The sequence below is a fragment of the Chryseobacterium lathyri genome (genome assembly GCF_030812195.1).
Lineage (GTDB): Bacteria > Bacteroidota > Bacteroidia > Flavobacteriales > Weeksellaceae > Chryseobacterium > Chryseobacterium lathyri_A.
Genome location: NZ_JAUSSF010000003.1, coordinates 262897 through 280196 on the forward strand (window position 1 = coordinate 262897; position 17300 = coordinate 280196).

Sequence of the window (17300 nt, forward strand, 5' to 3'; positions counted from 1 at the left end):
ATTTAAAAAAAATTAACCGATTTTGAGTTATTATGGTTCATAAAAAAACAGCTGTGAAAATTATTTCCACAGCTGTTTGATGTTATCATTTACTTGTTGAATCTCTCAGAATTCGTTAAAAATCAGTGATTAGTTTTTAATAATTTTCTGGGTAATTTTCTCTTTCCCGTTATCCAATGACAGGATATATACTCCCTGAAGCAATGATTCAACGTTGATAGACTGGGATTTTGTTTCTCCTGACTGAACAACACTTCCACGGGCATCAATAAGCTGATATCTGAATTCTGAATCGGACTGAGATTTAATTTTAATCACATCCTTCACCGGATTCGGATAAACGCTGATGGTTACATTATCCGTTGAAGATTCAGCAATCAATGAAGAAACGGTACCTGTAGAAGTTATTTTTAATGTATAATCTTCAACCTGTCCGTAGCTGAATGTGCCACATGAAGACGAAGGTACTGCATTGTATTTCATGATCACTCTCATTCTTGTATTTCCTGTAATAGCAGTACTTGGAATTGTTATATTGCCGGACACAGGAGAAGCTGTGCTTGCCGTTTTTGACCAGGCCAATTCTCCAATATCTGTAAAGTCTCCATCACCATTATAATCAATATAGACAGCATATCCTTCACTATATGTTATAGATGACCAGTACGGCGTTATTGAAATAGAATAAGAATTTCCTTTTACAACATTTCCAACAACTGAAGTAAAATTCTCATATCCGGCTGTCCCTGTAGAAGACTGGTTGATATCCGCAAACTTCACATTACTGATACGCTCGTCTGATGTAGAATTGGCAGAAGATGAGCAATAAACTATAGTAGTTCCGCCAGATAGAGTCGTTACGTTCACAGTATTACTTGCTGCAGAAATATTCCCTGCTGCATCTTTTGCTTTTACAGTGAAGCTATACGAAGTAGAAGGAGACAGCCCTGTTACTGAATACGTTGTGGCAGAAGTAGATCCCAGAAGATTCGTTCCTCTATAAACATCATACCCTGTTACTGCAACATTATCCGTAGATCCGCTCCACGATAATGCTGTGGAGTTTTGTGTGGTAGAAGATGCAGACAGCTGAGGCGAAGTAGGAGCCTGAGTATCTGTTATTGGTGTTCCACCAGTATATGCCGTTCCTAAGCCTACCGCATAAAATGCATTCTGAGTAGCCTTATGTTCCGCTGAATCAGCACCAAAAAGATCTTTTGCGGATTGAATACCGTATGTCATAGCATTAGCATAGGTAGAACTTCCTGTTAGGTAAGACGTCTCTAATCTGTAAACGATTTTTGCAGCTTTTTCAAACCCCACTCCGGTAACGTTATAGTTGTTTCCTATATCATTTGTTCCTGTACCTCCGGTTACCAATAAATAAAACCAGAAGTTTAAGACACCGCTATTGGTATGAACACCACAATAATCATTTTGCTGTTGGCTAGGGGTTACACATCCTGTGGTGGTTGCATCTTTCCAATAGGTTCCTTTATAAGTATCCGGCTGTTTGGATAATCCTGAATTTGGATTGCTCATGGATCTTAGATAGTTAGGAGATATTTTGGTAATATCTTCTCCAATCAAAAAGTTTTGCTTTTCCGGTGCATATGCATTTTCAACAATTGCTCCCCAAATATCAGAAAATCCTTCATTCAATGCTCCGGGTTCCCTTTGGTACACTAAAGCAGCTTCTTCCTGACATATAGCATGTCCTAATTCATGGGCGGTCACATCAAATGCAGCAAGCGGTTTAAAATTGGTAGCCCCATCACCATACACCATTGCACTTCCAGTCCAGGCTGCGTTTTCCCACGAATTTCCTACATGCACATAATTATCGAGTATAGCTCCCTGATTGTCATAACTATTTCTACCGAATGTATCTTTAAAATAATCGTATGTTTTCTCTACTCCCCAATGAACATCCAGCGCTACATCATTCCCGGTCGCAGAATGTTCTGCCGTTGTCCAGTTGTTATCTGTATCAGTAATATTATTTTTTGTAAGAATGCTATAGTTCGCATTATTGTTATTATAGGTATTTACTCCTCCTCCTCTTGTATTATCTTTTAATGCATATTTTCCGTTAACAAGAGTGGTTTCAATAGATTTTGTCCCACTGTATCTTGTTTCAGCATTTCCGATGACAAACATTGCTTTAAAATTCTCTCCCAATTTATTTTCCGGTCCAAAAACATTTACATTTTTCAGTTCTTTACCATGAGCATTTTCTCCTGCATGCTTCATGATCGGGTCATCAAGCAATACGGCACCTGATTTTGCATCTATATATACATGAGATCTTAAGAAAGGTTCTGCAGAAAAAATATCAAACTTGTAGGCTAATAAAAGTCTGTATTTTTCATTGGAAGCCTCCACAGGTAACAATACAAGTTCTCCTTTAGGCTGATATCCGATCTCTCGTCCATACGCTGTATTAGACATTAAAACTTGGGCACCTAAATGTTTAATGGCTTTGTTAAGAGCATCGGGTTCTGAAACATCTGCCTGGGTATTGACATCGCTGGTATCATATATTTCTCCATTCATGCTTACGAGATTGCCTTTTACATAATGCAGTATGTAATTAGCAAGTTCTACCTTTACTCCATTATGATAGAGCTGGTATTTTTCATCAGAAAAATCACTAAATAGTTTGGCAGATTTAATCTTAACCATTTTAGAACCTGCAGGAAGGTTTAAAACCTCGGAGAAAAATTTTCCATTGTCGGACAGTGCAAGGTCTCTCGCATTTGTTCCGGGTTTGAATGTAATCAGTGATGAATTGCCATTATCAATTCTTTGCTCAACATATCTTTGAGCTTGTAAAGCAATGCCGCTTACCAAAAGCGGAACAAAAACCATAAGTGTCAATTTGTTTTTCATAGACAATAATTATTTGGTGTGTTATCAATCCAAATATAACAATTGCACCAATACAATAAATAAAAAAAACAAAATATAATTACGAAATTCATATTTTTAACTAAAAATCATTAAAGTATAATCAATTAAAAACTATAATTAATATAAAAAAAATTAACCAAAATATTCCAAATAAAGAAAAAATAATATATCAGAACTCTGACATCGATTTAAATTTTTAACAATAAAAATTTATTAATATTTATCTCAAATTTCCTTTATTTCCTTAAATTAACCTTATTAATTGGTTTGGTTGTCTCTAAAATTTTCTTAATTTTTAACAATAATTGATCATGAAGGGAACCAAAATTAAGACTGTCTGTTCGGTCTTGAGAAAATTTTACTTCAATTTGTTATTTTCACATTCATAGCTCACCAGATATATATAATCTTTTGATGAATATTGTTTATAACAAATTCTTCTCCTGATCTTTTCCCCAGAATCGCTTTCACCAGTGGAGACTCTGCAGAAACAGTCATGATCTTTTGGTCGCCGGAAATAATTTCCCCTACAGATACCGTAACATAAAACAAACCTTTGTCTGTTCTGACTAAGGCCCCCACCTGTACCTTATCTGAAGGTTCAGCTGATATTTTCCGGATAACGGACTGCTGATTCAAAGATTCATTGAGCTGCCGTTGAAGATTATTGATTTCCTGCTGAAGCATTTCGCGGCCGGTTTCATATTTGTCGCCCATAGAACTTTTGGTATCATTACTAGAGGCACGGGTTTCCACAATCAGGTTTTCAAAAGACTGAATTTTGTCAGCAATCTTTGTTTTTATGAGGTCTAATAATTCCTGTTTGTTCATATCATAAAATTTCGTGTACATTTAGCTAAAGCTGGTTACAAATATGCATAAAATAAGCGGGCTAAAGCCCGCCTCTATTGAATATTTTTAATAATTTGAATCTCCTCTTAAAATAAAACAGATGTAAATATTTCTGATTTACTTTTCAAAAACTGCATAATCTGAAACTTTAAATGTAAAATCTTTTCCGCTGTCAAAATCTCTTTTTGTCTTGTCAAAAACATTACGGAAAGTTCCTGAAAGATTTTGGTCTTCGATGGTGAAGTTTACGGGCTCTTTTGACATATTCAGGACTACAAGCACTTCGTCTTTTCCGTTCTTTCTGACATAAGCCAAAATTTTGTCGTTGGCTGTGCTATTTAAAAGATAGGTGGATACATTGGGATCTCCGCCTCTTAATGCAGGATTAGAGGCTTTCAGTTCCAGCAAAGTTTTATAAAATTCACCCATCTGATAGGTACTGGTCCATTTGATAACATCCTTTTCAAAAAATTCGAGCCTTTTCATATTGGGGAGCTCCTGACCAGAATATAGCAGGGGAATGCCGTTCCATGTTGCAGAAAATACAGCCATAGGCTTGGTGATTACTCCATATTTTTCATATTCCGTTCCATTCCAGGAATTTTCATCGTGGTTGGTGGTAAACCAGGCTCTCATGGAAGCATCTCCTACGATGGAATATTTTTGCAACAAATCTTTAAGCTCCTGAAGGGGCTCGTTTTTCTTATAATAATCTGCAGATTTATGCATCCATTTCCATGAGTAGCTTGCATCAAAGACTTTTCCATATTCAGGGCTTTCGAGCTCATCAAATTCTCCCAGCCAGAAAAGAGGTTTTATTTTTTCGACTTCCGGACGTGCCTGCTGCCAGAAATCCACTTCAACCCAAGAAGCAAGATCGCATCTGAAACCGTCAATACCGGTTTCTTTTACCCAGAATTTCATGGCATCTATCATTGCCAGCCTCATTTCCTGATTTTTGTAATCCAATTCAATGATATCATCCATGCCTGAAGCGATATGGAATTTCCCGTCAGGGTCTTTCAGATAGAATTCCGGATGTGTTTTTGTCCAGATATGATCCCAGCCGGTATGGTTTGCTACCCAATCAATGATTACTTTAAAACCCAGTCGGTGGGCTTCGTTCACCATATGCTTAAAGTCATTCATGGTTCCAAACTCCGGATTAATGGATGTGTAATCTGAGGCTGCATACTGACTTCCAAGACTTCCTTTTTTATTTTGCTGGGCAATGGGCGTTATGGGCATGAACCAAAGTGTTTTTATTCCCATTTTTTTCAGGCGGGGCATTTCTTTTTCAAATGCCTTAAATGTTCCTTCCTGTGTATATTGTCTTAAATTGACTTCGTAAATATTGGTTGTGTGCTTCCATTCCTTTGGCAGATCCATAGTATTCTGAGTATTTTGAGTGGTACAAGAAACAATTCCCAGACCAATTATTGCTAATAGAATTAATTTCTTCATTCATCTATTTTTAACAAAAGTAAGGAATGTTTTTTTGTTAAAGGGAATAGTGAAGATGCAATTCAAAAATTCATCCGTAATAATAAAAAAGCCCCGGATTTCTTTCCAGGGCTTATATTGTTCAGATATTATCTCTCATCATCATTATCATCTTCTTCTTCGAAAACATCATCGTTGTAGTTTTCTTCTTCTTCATCATCGAAACTTTCATCATCTTCATCTTCAAAATTTGTACTTCCTCCGAAGTCATCATCGAAACTGAAATCATCATCCATCAATGGCATTGCAGATCTTTTTTTAGATCCTCCGCTTCCGCTTTTGCTTGGTGCTTTTAACGGAACGTTTCCAAATCTGTACACCGTGATAGGATAATTAACTCCTTTTGTTTCTTCGATGATTTCTACGAGCTCACAGTATAGCTCCCAAAGATCAAGAAGCCCGTACTGGAACTGAGCTTTGTCTCCTACATTTCCAAAAGCTTCATCAATGTACACATCCGACATAATTTCGCCATCACCATCATCACTCATATCTTCCAAAGGAACACTTTTAATTATTGTCCCATCGTCTTCCAACATATTAAAAGTGGAAAGTTCGTCTCCCTGTAGACTGAACGCACTTTTAATACCCAAATGTAAGTTCCATAGTGACTGTTTCCCTTTTACTTCAATATCTCGGAAAATATCCTCTTTCGCATCTAATATTACGCGGATCTTGTAAACCATATCAGTTTCTTAAATTACTTTTTTGCCTTAATTATTATGATAAATCTCTGTTGCAAATATATAATAAATGACATGTGACAAAAAAATATTTCAGGATTTTTTAAAATATTTTTTTTTCTTACATTTTACCAGATTATTTACTTTTTTCGAGCATAAAACTGAATTTAGTCCCTTCAAGATAGACACTTTCTACGGTAATATTTTCGTTATGGGCTTCCAGGATATGTTTTACAATAGCAAGTCCAAGCCCAGAACCTCCTTCTCTCCTGCTTCTGCTGGTTTCAACACGGTAAAATCTTTCAAAGATTCTCGGAAGGGCCTCAGCTTTAATTCCCATTCCATTATCGATCACCTCAATCAGTACTTTATTTTTAAGAACACTGGTTTTGACGGCTACTTTTGCTTCCTGCCTGTTGGCATAATGAATAGCATTGGAAATCAGGTTAATAAAAACCTGTGAAATTTTCTGTTTATCGGCATCTACAAAGATCTGTGGATGAAGGGTCTGGATCTGCAGGGTTGCATTATGTTTTTCAGCTTCAAATTCAAGAAGCTCGAAAATTTCTTTGATTAGAAGATTAACATCAAATCTTGAAACCGTAATACTGATCTCTCCTGCCTCGAGACGGTTGATCATATCAAGATCTGTAACGATCGCAATCAGTCTTTCTACGGATTTATCTATCCTTTCCAGATATTTGTCGCGAATGGTAAGATTGTCAACACCTCCGTCTCTGAGGGTTTCCACATATCCCTGAATGGAAAAAAGAGGAGTTTTAAGCTCATGGGAAACATTTCCGATGTATTCTTTACGGTAGCTTTCCATTTCCTTCATCATATCGATTTCCGTTATCTGCTGCTGGTTAAGATCGGAAAATCTTTCACCCAGTTCTTTAATGGTGATATTCTCGTTATTGTCATGAACAATTTCCTGCGGAAGCATTTGTGAAAGCCCACGAACCTGTTTTTTCCCATAATAGTTAAAAAGAAGTTCAAGAACCACATAATTGATCATAAAAATGAGGATGAGGCAGGTAAACAGGCCAATTTTAAAGAAAGGGGTCTGGTAATAGATATCCTTCAGTGAATCAAAGATGATCACTAAAAGAAACATCACCAGTGTCAGAAGACACGAGGCGACGAGTGTAAGTCTGTAAAATTTCAATTTTACAATTTTTTATAGGTTTATGTAAAGATAGGAATTTAAGATATTAAACGATAAGCTTATAACCGATTCCTTTTAATGTCTGGATGGTATTAATTCCTAGTTTCTCTCTCAGCCTTCTGATGTGGACATCGATGGTTCTTTCACCTACGATCACGTCATTGCCCCATACTTTTTCCAGAATTTCTTCTCTTTTAAATACTTTTTCAGTGTTTGAAGCGAGAAGATAAAGCAAATCGAACTCTTTTTTAGGAAGCAGGAACTGCTGTCCGCTTTTGGAAACCCTGAAATTGTCTTTGTCTATCACCAAATCACCAATTTCAATCAGTTTAGCATTATCTGAAACCTGAGAAGTCAGCTGTAATAAAGCATTCACTTTAGAAATCAGAATTTTCGGTTTGATCAGCTTTACAATATAATCATTAGCTCCGGCTTGAAATCCTGCCAGCTGGGAGAATTCTTCGCTTCTTGCGGAAAGGAAAACAATTAGTGTTTTCTGAAGCTCTTTTACTTTACGGAGTTCCTGACAGGTTTCTATGCCATCTTTTTCGGGCATCATAACATCTAACAGGATAAGATCGGGGATGATCTCTTTGGCTTTATCTATTCCTTCGTTACCGTTTGTGGCTGTATAGATATCATAGCCTTCTTTTTCCAGGTTGTAAGACAGAATCTCTAAAATATCCAGTTCATCGTCTATTAAGAGTATTTTCTTTTGGTTCATTTTCAATTTTTACAGAGTCAAAGTTAATAAATTTTAAAGCACAGATGAACAAATGTATTATCGTTCACATAAAGTTAACAATAACTCCCTTTTATTAATGTTTAGTTAAAAAAAAATTAAAACTGGCTAAACCACTTACCCCATTAATCTTTTATTCCTTTGCACCGAAAGAATCTAGTAAATAAAGTAAGTAAGATAATGAAAATTAATAAACTTAGCATTGCGGTCGTATTTTTATCCGGATCAATGTTTTACGCTCAGGAAACGAAGCAGGACACGATCATTAAGGAGAAAAAAATTGATGGCGTAGTAATCCAAGGAAGCAGCAACAAGAAAACGGAGGCTGCGGTATTAGGAGAACAAAAAAAAGCGGTTATTCAAAAACAGGCTGTAAGTGCTGAAGAGATTTCCAGAAAAGGGATCTCAAACGTGGAACAGGGACTTACGAAAGTGACGGGAATCACTACAGTGGAAGGAAGAGGACTTTTCGTAAGAGGTCTTGAAGAACGATACAATTATTTATTGATCAACGGTCTTGGATCGCCTTCCAATAACCCGTTCCAAAAGATTATTGCCCTGAAGCAGTTCCCAACGGATGTGGTAGGAAAATTAAATATCTATAAAACCTTTAATTCTAACCTTTACGGAGATTTTGCCGGAGCTACTTTTGATATTGAAACACTTACGATTGATAAACCTTTTACAAAGGTGGAATTCAGTGTGGGAGTGAATACTTTGAGTACATTCAGAAACAATTTTAAAGTAGCTGAAGGTGCAGATGGAATGAACGGATATTTAGGATTGAATTCCCAAGACAGAAGACTTCCTAGCGAAATTAGAAATTCAAGACCGGATAACTACAAATTTACTCCGAGTGAATCCTTAAACTCGTTTAAAAATTCCTGGAATGTAGACAATGTAAAATCAATGCCAAATACAAGTATTGGATTCACAACTGCACAGAAGGTAAAAATGGGAGAAACTGGGAATTTAGGAATTTTATTCTCTTTAAATCAAGCCACTAAATTCGAGTATAAAGACGGAGCTAACAATCAGTTTAGAGCACAAGGTCAAAACTCGCCTATTGAAAACATGAATTTCCTTAATCGGAAACAATACAACTACGAAACAGAATCTTCAGTTTTATTAGGATTAGGATATAAAAATAGAGGAACCAATATTAACTTAAATGCTATTTATTTACAAAATGTCAATAATATTATTGAAGACAATTTTGGATATAAAGATCAAAGAGTTCAAAATATAAAAGATGGTTTTTTTAGGACCAATCAATTGGATATTTCAAGATTTTTGGATTTGCAATTGACTGCCTCACAAAAAATCAACGACAGAAACCAGTTAAAAGCAGGAGCTAGTTATGTAATCAATAACTACAGCCAGCCAGACAGAAAAATTATTGAAGGAAACCGCAGTAATCCTTTAACTGGCGAACTTCTTTCTGAGGGGAATGTATTAATGAATTATGGAGGAAATAATCTTATCCGTCAGTATCTAGATGTAGATTCTCGATTCTATGGTTCTGCCTTTGCTGAGTATCAGCTGTCTTTAGGTGAGAAAGGAGACCGAAAGGAATATCCTCTTCAGATTACGTTGGGTTACAATGGTTTTACAGATTTTAGAAAAACCTCATACCGATTTATTTTTGGACGCCCGGAGTCAGCATTTAAGAACGACCCTTTCATCGTAGATGTAGATAAGCCACAAGCTATATTTGATGAATCAATAAGAAAAGGTGATTTATTTTATCAGGAAGGTTCAGACATTTCTCAGTTTTATTCAAGCTTTTATCAAATAATAAACGGAGGTTATGCTAACGTTAATTTTAAGCCAGACGATTCCTGGGATATCTTATTAGGAGCCAGGTATGAAAATGACATGACACTTATCCGTTATTCTGAACCAAGTGCTGACAAGAAGATCAACTTAGAAAAAAACAATGATTTCTTTTTACCGTCATTGGCTGTAAAAAAAGCTCTTAACAATAAGAACAATTTAAGATTCTCATTCAGTAAGACCATTACTCGTCCAATTCTTATTGAAACGATGCCCATAACATACATCAATCCTGATAATGTGAATATTGTAGGTAATCCGGAAATTAAGAATAGTGAAAACTATAACATTGACCTAAAATGGGAATATTTCCCTACTTCAAAGGAGATGTTTGCTGTAAACTTATTTGCAAAAAGGATAGATAATGCAATCGAACGTTCATTAGTACCATCCGGAAATGCGACAGGTTCTACAATCACTTTCTATAATGCTAAAAAAGCAGACTTATTCGGAATTGAGCTTGAAGGAATTTTAAACTTAAATAGAATTTCAGAATCTCTGAATAACTTTACTTTAGGTGCCAATGCTACCATCATGCATTCTAATGTTGAAAGAAGCCAAAAACAATTGGTCATGGAAGAACCAGATTGGTTTGCAACTACCGGAGAAAAATTACGTAAAAGAGGTTTGCAAGGTGCCGCTCCTTATACAATAAATGCTGATTTGAAATACGAATTGAAAAACCGTAACAACTTATCACATACATTCTCTTTTGTTTACAATGTTTCCGGAAGTAAAATTTATGCCACAGGGGGAGCAGGAACAGACAATTACTACGAAAAGCCATTCAGTCAATTCGATTTTGTATACCAGGGGCAACTAACAAAAAACTGGAACTTGAAATTTGCAGTACTTAATATTTTAGACAGCAAATATAAAATCCTACTTGGTGACAAAAATTATCTACCGGTGAATTTTGAACAAGGAAATAATACACTCACAGACTATTACAGAGGTATTTCATTTAATTTCACTGTTGGCTATACATTTTAAAATAAATAAAAAATAAAAAAAGTATAAAATGAAAAGAAGAGTTTTATCATTATTATCGTTAACAGCTGTGTTAACTCTTGCATTAAATTCGTGTACTATCGAGGTAAATGATGGATTAGGCGAAGAAACTGTTAAACCAAATCCAGATACAACAGTATTATCTGGTAACATTACTAAAGACATCACATTCAAAAAAGGAAATTATACACTAGACGGAATCGTTAAAGTAACAAATAACGCAACTATCACAATTGAAGCAGGTGCTACGTTCAACGTTTCAACCTCTAAGACAAGCGGTTTAGTAATCCTACAAGACGGCAATATCAATGCTGTGGGTACAGCTGCTGAGCCTATTGTATTTACCACATCTACTAAAACTCCAGGAGATTGGGGTGGCATTACATTATACGGAAGCGCTCCTATCAAAGCTATCAATGGGAATACATCGGCTCTTTCTGAGGATGGAAACAATGTATATTATGGAGGAAATGATGCCAATGATAATTCCGGAACCATGAAATTTGTTCGTGTAGAATACGCTGGTAAAAAAATCGGTGACGGAACTTCAGAAACCAATTCTATGACATTCTATGCTGTAGGAGCTGGAACTACTCTGGAAAACCTTGTTACTTACAAAGGAACAGATGACGGTTATGAATTCTTCGGTGGTACTGTAAGTGCAAAAAACATCGTCTCTTATGGTAACTATGATGATTCATTCGACTGGCAGGATGCCTGGAGCGGACAAAACAATACGAATTGGTATGCATTCCAAACAGGTACAGGAAACTTCGGAATGGAAATCGAAGCTTCAAGTAATGCTGATAATACTGCCCCAAAAATATCAAATATCACTTTAATCAGAAATGCCAATACAAACCCTGAAGCAGTAAATTCTCCTGAGATCTCTGCTATCCAGTTTAAAAAACAAGGAACTGGGATTTTCTCAAATGTTTATATCAGCGGTTATAAAAATATCGGGACTCAGAAAGCTTACAGCGTACTTATCCAGGACGCAGCTACAGAAACAAATCAGGTAAATAACGGAAAAATAGTTGTTGCTCCTCTTAATTATTTAAACTCTGACAATGCTGGGGTTTGGGGATATGCATTTACTCCAAACGGTGGAAAAACTTTCACCAATGCAGCTACTGTTACAAAAGTATCTCTTACTCCTGGAGCTTGGGCTACAGTAGACGGAGTAAACCTTTTAGCAGGATTACAATAAGTAACTAGTTTCTTCATATCAAATTTAAAAGCCATCAGAATTCTTTCTGGTGGCTTTATTGTTCAAATAAATTCATTAAAAGCCATCAGAAAATCCAATGGCTTTATTTACAAAAAACAAGTATATTAAAAAATATATTTCAATTAAGGTCTCCAAAATAAGTTCCCTCCATACATCAGGGCTTCTATTTTGGAGAGTCTGGAAACCGCTTCTGCAGAACATGAAGCATCTGCAAATACAACAGAAGCATCATCGCCTGGTTTGGGCCATTGCTGTTTTCCATTTTCATCCAGCGGAAGAATATTTTGAGTCGCAAACTGAAGTGCTCTTGATAAATCAAATTCAGTTTCATATCCATACAGTTCAGCGATCAGATTTGCTTTCTGAAGCATATTTCCCGATCCGAAGGTACTCCAGTAGTCCTGCACATTATCATTTCCGATCAGAACCTTCACTCCATACTTTTTCAGTACCGGAATCGGCATTACCGTTCCTCTGAAGGGCACAGAAGAGGCAATTCCCACTTTTCCTTCAGCCAGTCTTTCTGCAATCTTTTCCGTTTCTTTTGGTGAAAGATGCCCCAAAGCAAAAGCATGGCTTACAAATGTTTTTTCCTGAAGCAGTGGATTTTCAATTGCTTTATCGATGAGATAATTGATTGTCTTCATTCCCGATTCTCCTGCTTCATGCAGATGAATATCAATTCCTTTTTTATGATCTAAAGCCAGCTGTACCGTGAAATCAATTACTTTTTCAATATTCCCGTCAATACTTAACGGATCAAGACCTCCGATAAAACCTACACTTTTCAGCTGTGCCGCTTCTTTCATCAAAGGAACCGTATCTGTATAATACAGGCCATGCTGCGGGAAAGCCACAAGTTCAGCTTTAAAAGAATCTTTTTTATGCTCTAGTGCCTTTTCAAGGTTCTCAAGTGACTGTAAACCAGAAGTAGGATCAATATTAAAATGAGCTCTTGCAAAATGAGTCCCGTAATGCTGAAGCAGGCTGATGAGCTGTTCTGCTCTTTCCACAGAAGTTTTTAAAAGTTCGGGGATAATTTCCTGTTCATAGGCTATCATATCCTTCACCGTTCTCCGTTTCGGTGAAAGCGCCTGCCACGGAAGTCCGTATAATGTCTTGTCCAGATGAATATGCATATCTCTGAAAGCAGGAAGCATCAGAAAACCTTTGCCATCCAAAGCATCAGAAGCCGGATCATTCGGTTTTACAGCTTTGATCGTTCCGTTTTCTATTTCAAGGCTGAAAAGGCTGGTTTTCGTCCTGATCACTTCTCCTTCATCATATTCAAAACCCGTCTCGAGACGGACATTTTTAAGTGAATACGTTTCTTTTGCGACCAACTGATAGGGAAATTGCATGACTTATCTTTTAACAGGACAAAGTTATCACCAACCTGCTTCAAAACCGGTGTATCAATTATGCTTTGTGTTGTACAGATTATTATTTGAACTGTGACGGAGTCATTCCCGTCTGTGCTTTGAAAAATTTGGAAAAACTGGCATGATCATAAAAGCCGAGATCATACACGATATCTTTTACAGACATTTCCGATACTTTTAAAAGACGTTTCGCCTCCAGCAGAATCCTGTCCTGAATAAGGGATGAAGCAGAAGCGTTCAGATTTTTTTTACAGACAATATTTAAATAATTGGCAGAAATATTAAGCTTTTCCGCATAAAATGAAACCGATCTTTCTGTTCTGAAATGTTTATCGATAAGCTGTAAAAATTTAGAGATAATAGGATTGGAATGATACATTTCAAAATCTTTGAAAATTCCTTCCACCGACTTACTGACCAACAGACCGATCAGCTCGCTCCGTTTCTGAATGACTTCCCAAAAAACATTCTTTTCACCCACTTCCTTCCGGATAGCCTGAAATTCATACAGGAAAGCCCGAAAAGTTTCTTCTGAAAGATGAATAACCGGATGATTCTGATAATAGGAAGCTGAAAACCTCAATGAAGGCAAAAAACTTTCAAACCAGTCTCTGCTGATCATCAGTTGATAGCCTACCGTTTCTTTTTCAATCACCCATTGATGCACCTGATCCGGAAAAACCAAATGGATCTGGCTGTTCCCCACTTCATATTCTGTGAAATCAATGGTATGACTTCCTTTTCCATGTTCAAAAAGATTAATGATAAAAAAATCATGCTTGTGCGGTTCATCAATGGAACGTTCCCCATGCAGCTCATTGAACAGCAGATGACAGCCCTGAAGCTGGTTTTCGCTGAACTCCTGAATTCCCAGGATTGGAAAATAATCTGTATGATATCCCACGTGCTCTGATTTTCTCTTAAAATTAGTGAAATTTATGCAAGAAATCTGGACAGATGGAAATATTTTCATTTCAGTATGCTACGTTTCCCTTGTGAATTAAGGATTTTACGTCTGAGATTCTTGATACCGCTTCTGCCGAGCAGCTGGCATCCATCAGGACAAAATCTGCATGGTCTCCGGTTTTAGGCCATTGCTGCACCCCTTTATCATCCAGCGGAAGAATATTTGCTGTTGCAAGCTTCAGGCTTCTTGAAAGCAGGAATTCTGTAGAAAACCCATACAGTTGTGCCATCAGATTCGCTTTCTGAAGTACGCTTCCCGTACCGAATGTATTCCAGTGGTCTACAATGCTGTCGTTACCGGTCAATACGGTTACATTATGTTTGTATAAAGCGGGAATTGGCATTACCAGACTACCGAAAGGGATAGTAGAAACAATTCCAATCTGGGCTTCTGCCAGTTTTTCTGCGACTTCTTCCTGTTTTACTTTATCCAGTTTTGCCAGAATGAAACAGTGACTCAGATATGTTTTCCCTTTCAGAGAAGGATTTTCATTGATCTTTTTAATTAAATATTCAACGGTATTCAATCCGGATTCTCCAGTTTCATGGAGATGGATGTCAATCCCTTTTTTATGATCTAAAGCCAACTGAACGGTAAAATCTATCGTTTTTTCAATAGTTCCATCAATTGTAAACGGATCCACTCCACCGATAAAATCAATATCCATCTGAGCCGCTTCTTTCAGATAAGGTACCGAATCCGTATAAAAGACGCCATGCTGAGGAAAAGCAACCAACTCAGCGCCAAAACTTTTCTTTTTATGTTCTAAAGCTTTCTGAAGATTTTTTAATGAATCTAATTTCGAGGTCGGTTCTATATTGACATGGCTCCTTGCAAAAGAAGTTCCCTTCGACTGCAACAGCTCAATCATCTTTTCTGCTTTAAATGTTGAATTTTTCAGCATTTCCGGAAGCATTTTCTGTTCCAGCGCAATCATTCCTTTTACACCGCCTGTTCTTTTTCTAACGGCCTGCCATTTATCTCCGTAGAATGTTTTATCCAGATGAATATGCATATCCTTAAACGCTGGAAGCATCAACATTCCTTTGGCATCCACAGCTTTTGCATTGGGCTGATTCGGGGTAATATTTTTGATTTTTCCGTTCTCAATTTCAATATAAAACAGACCGGTTTTAGTAGAAACAACCTCTCCTTCCTCATACTCAAAGCCGGTTTCCAAACGAACATTTTTAAGGCTTAACTTTCCGCTTGCCGAAATGCTCTGTTCTTTTAAAAAAGGTGACGCTGCCATAATTTGAGGAATTAAAGTAAGCCCGGCCGCTGCCAGCGCTGAATTTCTTATAAAATCTTTACGGGATATCGAATTATCAGAAGTCTTCATTTCCAATTTTATTTATGACAAAAATAACAAGAACGGAAATGATCAAGGTGTATGGTTTATTACAATATCTGTATGATTTATTGGATGGTTAATTTCTTTGTCTTGAAACAAAAGAAACAAAAGTTCAAGACTGGAATTCTCGGCTAAAAACGAATTCTATTCTCTAAAAATTCTAAAACTTGTGCGGTTACCATCTATGTTTAGAATGAAGCTTTATCCCGCACTCAAACAATAGAATTTTCTTAACGTTCACAGAAATCATTTTCTTAACGCCTCCACTTCCTATGTCGTTTCTAAATACTTAATACTTTTTTGGTGGAAATAAAAAGACCAGATCATACATCTGGTCCAATATTAATTTTATCTGCTGAATCTTAAGAATATTCAAATTTTCTTACCGCTTCAAGCGTCATGTCAATTTCTCTATCTTTGATTGCGTCACTGATGAAGTACGTTTCGTAACCACTGGGTGGAAGATATACTCCATTCTTCAGCATCTGGTGAAAAAAGTTATTGAATAAAGAATGGTTGGAATCTGCTGCTTCATCAAAATTAGAAACCCTGTTGGTATGGAAAAATACGGACATCATGGATCCTTTTCTGTTGATCTTGTGAGCAATTCCTTTTTCATTTAAAATCTTCCCGATCCCGAAATCTAATGTTTCCGAAGTTTTATTGATTCTGTTAAAGAATTCAGGGTCATTTTTGATAAGCTGTAAAGTCTTCAGTCCCGCCCTCATGGCCAATGGGTTTCCACTTAATGTTCCAGCCTGATAAACGCCACCTTTTGGAGCTAAATGGTCCATAATTTCGTCTCTTCCTGCAAAAGCACCAACCGGAAGTCCACCACCGATCACTTTTCCGTAAGTAACCAGGTCAGCCTTTACATTGAAAAGTTCCTGCGCTCCTCCGAAAGCCAGTCTGAAACCGGTCATAACTTCATCAAAGATCAATAAAGCTCCGTTTTCATCACAAATTTTTCTCAGGTTCTGAAGAAAGTTATTTTCAGGAAGTACACACCCCATGTTTCCGGCAACCGGTTCAATGATAACGGCTGCAATTTCGCCCTGATTGTGACGGAACAGGTCTTCTACCTGCTCAAAATCATTGTAACGCGCTAAAAGAGTATCTTTAGCTGTTCCTTCCGTTACTCCCGGAGAATTCGGGTTTCCGAAAGTAGCAGCACCACTTCCCGCTTTGATCAGAAATGAATCTGAGTGGCCATGATAGCAACCTTCAAATTTAACGATCTTGTCTCTTTTTGTGAAGCCTCTTGCCAGTCTTACAGCGCTCATACAAGCTTCTGTACCTGAAGATACCATCCTGATCTGGTCTATATTAGGAACATTTTCTACAATGAACTTTGCAATTTCTGTTTCCAGTTCTGTAGGTGCCCCGAAAGAAAAGCCTTTTTCTGCCTGTATTTTCAGATCTTCAAGCACTTCGGGATGCGTGTGTCCTAAGATCGCAGGACCCCATGAATTGATGTAATCGATATAGGTATTGTCGTCAGCATCTGTAAGGTAAGCTCCTTTTGCTGATTTCATGAACACAGGAACACCTCCTACTGATTTGAATGCTCGAACCGGAGAATTGACACCTCCGGGAATGTATTTGTAGGCTTCATCAAATAAAGCCGAACTTCTTTGGTATTTCATATTTTAGTTGAG

The 17300-nt window shown here is 37.0% G+C and carries 12 protein-coding genes; 2 read left to right on the forward strand and 10 right to left on the reverse strand.

The window, feature by feature from the left end:
- Positions 1 to 129: 129 nt before the first annotated feature.
- The 6 genes from J2T03_RS16335 to J2T03_RS16360 form a co-directional block, all read right to left on the reverse strand.
- Complete coding sequence (locus J2T03_RS16335) at positions 130 to 2892, reverse strand: M4 family metallopeptidase (RefSeq protein WP_307212678.1); 2763 nt, start codon at positions 2890 to 2892, stop codon at positions 130 to 132.
- A 411-nt stretch (positions 2893 to 3303) separates the two neighbouring features.
- Complete coding sequence (locus tag J2T03_RS16340; protein ID WP_307212680.1) at positions 3304 to 3744, reverse strand: hypothetical protein; 441 nt, start codon at positions 3742 to 3744, stop codon at positions 3304 to 3306.
- A 138-nt stretch (positions 3745 to 3882) separates the two neighbouring features.
- Positions 3883 to 5229, reverse strand: a complete 1347-nt coding sequence (locus J2T03_RS16345; protein WP_307212683.1) for an alpha-amylase family glycosyl hydrolase — start codon at positions 5227 to 5229, stop codon at positions 3883 to 3885.
- 128 nt (positions 5230 to 5357) lie between these two features.
- Positions 5358 to 5954 (reverse strand): IS1096 element passenger TnpR family protein, encoded by a 597-nt coding sequence (locus J2T03_RS16350; RefSeq protein WP_306843586.1) that lies wholly within the window; start codon positions 5952 to 5954, stop codon positions 5358 to 5360.
- A 133-nt stretch (positions 5955 to 6087) separates the two neighbouring features.
- Positions 6088 to 7119 (reverse strand): sensor histidine kinase, encoded by a 1032-nt coding sequence (locus J2T03_RS16355; protein ID WP_111956847.1) that lies wholly within the window; start codon positions 7117 to 7119, stop codon positions 6088 to 6090.
- A gap of 46 nt (positions 7120 to 7165) precedes the next feature.
- Positions 7166 to 7843 carry a response regulator transcription factor gene (locus J2T03_RS16360; RefSeq protein ID WP_027379708.1) on the reverse strand — a complete coding sequence of 226 codons (678 nt, stop codon included), beginning with the start codon at positions 7841 to 7843 and terminating at the stop codon, positions 7166 to 7168.
- A 198-nt stretch (positions 7844 to 8041) separates the two neighbouring features.
- On the opposite strand from J2T03_RS16360, the gene J2T03_RS16365 reads away from it, so the two are divergent.
- Both J2T03_RS16365 and J2T03_RS16370 read left to right on the forward strand, forming a co-directional pair.
- Entirely contained in the window at positions 8042 to 10690 is a 2649-nt protein-coding gene (locus J2T03_RS16365) for a TonB-dependent receptor plug domain-containing protein (RefSeq protein ID WP_307212686.1), read from the forward strand.
- Between the two features lie 28 nt (positions 10691 to 10718).
- Complete coding sequence (locus J2T03_RS16370) at positions 10719 to 11918, forward strand: hypothetical protein (RefSeq protein ID WP_307212689.1); 1200 nt, start codon at positions 10719 to 10721, stop codon at positions 11916 to 11918.
- Between the two features lie 143 nt (positions 11919 to 12061).
- Here the strand turns inward: J2T03_RS16370 and J2T03_RS16375 are convergent, their stop codons facing one another.
- The 4 genes from J2T03_RS16375 to hemL all read right to left on the reverse strand — a co-directional run bounded on the left by J2T03_RS16375 (position 12062) and on the right by hemL (position 17288).
- The gene (locus J2T03_RS16375; RefSeq protein ID WP_307212692.1) at positions 12062 to 13300 is read right to left on the reverse strand and encodes an amidohydrolase; all 1239 of its coding nucleotides are present in this window, start codon (positions 13298 to 13300) and stop codon (positions 12062 to 12064) included.
- 82 nt (positions 13301 to 13382) lie between these two features.
- Positions 13383 to 14225 (reverse strand): AraC family transcriptional regulator, encoded by an 843-nt coding sequence (locus tag J2T03_RS16380; protein WP_307212695.1) that lies wholly within the window; start codon positions 14223 to 14225, stop codon positions 13383 to 13385.
- Positions 14226 to 14295: 70 nt separating this feature from the next.
- On the reverse strand, positions 14296 to 15630 hold the full coding sequence (locus J2T03_RS16385; RefSeq protein WP_307212696.1) for an amidohydrolase: 1335 nt from the start codon (positions 15628 to 15630) through the stop codon (positions 14296 to 14298).
- 374 nt (positions 15631 to 16004) lie between these two features.
- Entirely contained in the window at positions 16005 to 17288 is a 1284-nt protein-coding gene (gene hemL, locus J2T03_RS16390; protein WP_307212698.1) for a glutamate-1-semialdehyde 2,1-aminomutase, read from the reverse strand.
- Positions 17289 to 17300: the final 12 nt, after the last annotated feature.

Excerpts from the sequence above, each read along its gene's own strand:
- J2T03_RS16335 (WP_307212678.1), bottom strand. The coding sequence starts at position 2,892 with ATGAAAAACAAATTGACACTTATGGTTTTTGTTCCGCTTTTGGTAAGC.
- J2T03_RS16340 (WP_307212680.1), bottom strand. The coding sequence starts at position 3,744 with ATGAACAAACAGGAATTATTAGACCTCATAAAAACAAAGATTGCTGAC.
- J2T03_RS16345 (WP_307212683.1), bottom strand. The coding sequence starts at position 5,229 with ATGAAGAAATTAATTCTATTAGCAATAATTGGTCTGGGAATTGTTTCT.
- J2T03_RS16350 (WP_306843586.1), bottom strand. The coding sequence starts at position 5,954 with ATGGTTTACAAGATCCGCGTAATATTAGATGCGAAAGAGGATATTTTC.
- J2T03_RS16360 (WP_027379708.1), bottom strand. The coding sequence starts at position 7,843 with ATGAACCAAAAGAAAATACTCTTAATAGACGATGAACTGGATATTTTA.
- J2T03_RS16365 (WP_307212686.1), top strand. The coding sequence starts at position 8,042 with ATGAAAATTAATAAACTTAGCATTGCGGTCGTATTTTTATCCGGATCA.
- J2T03_RS16370 (WP_307212689.1), top strand. The coding sequence starts at position 10,719 with ATGAAAAGAAGAGTTTTATCATTATTATCGTTAACAGCTGTGTTAACT.
- J2T03_RS16375 (WP_307212692.1), bottom strand. The coding sequence starts at position 13,300 with ATGCAATTTCCCTATCAGTTGGTCGCAAAAGAAACGTATTCACTTAAA.
- J2T03_RS16385 (WP_307212696.1), bottom strand. The coding sequence starts at position 15,630 with ATGAAGACTTCTGATAATTCGATATCCCGTAAAGATTTTATAAGAAAT.
- hemL (WP_307212698.1), bottom strand. The coding sequence starts at position 17,288 with ATGAAATACCAAAGAAGTTCGGCTTTATTTGATGAAGCCTACAAATAC.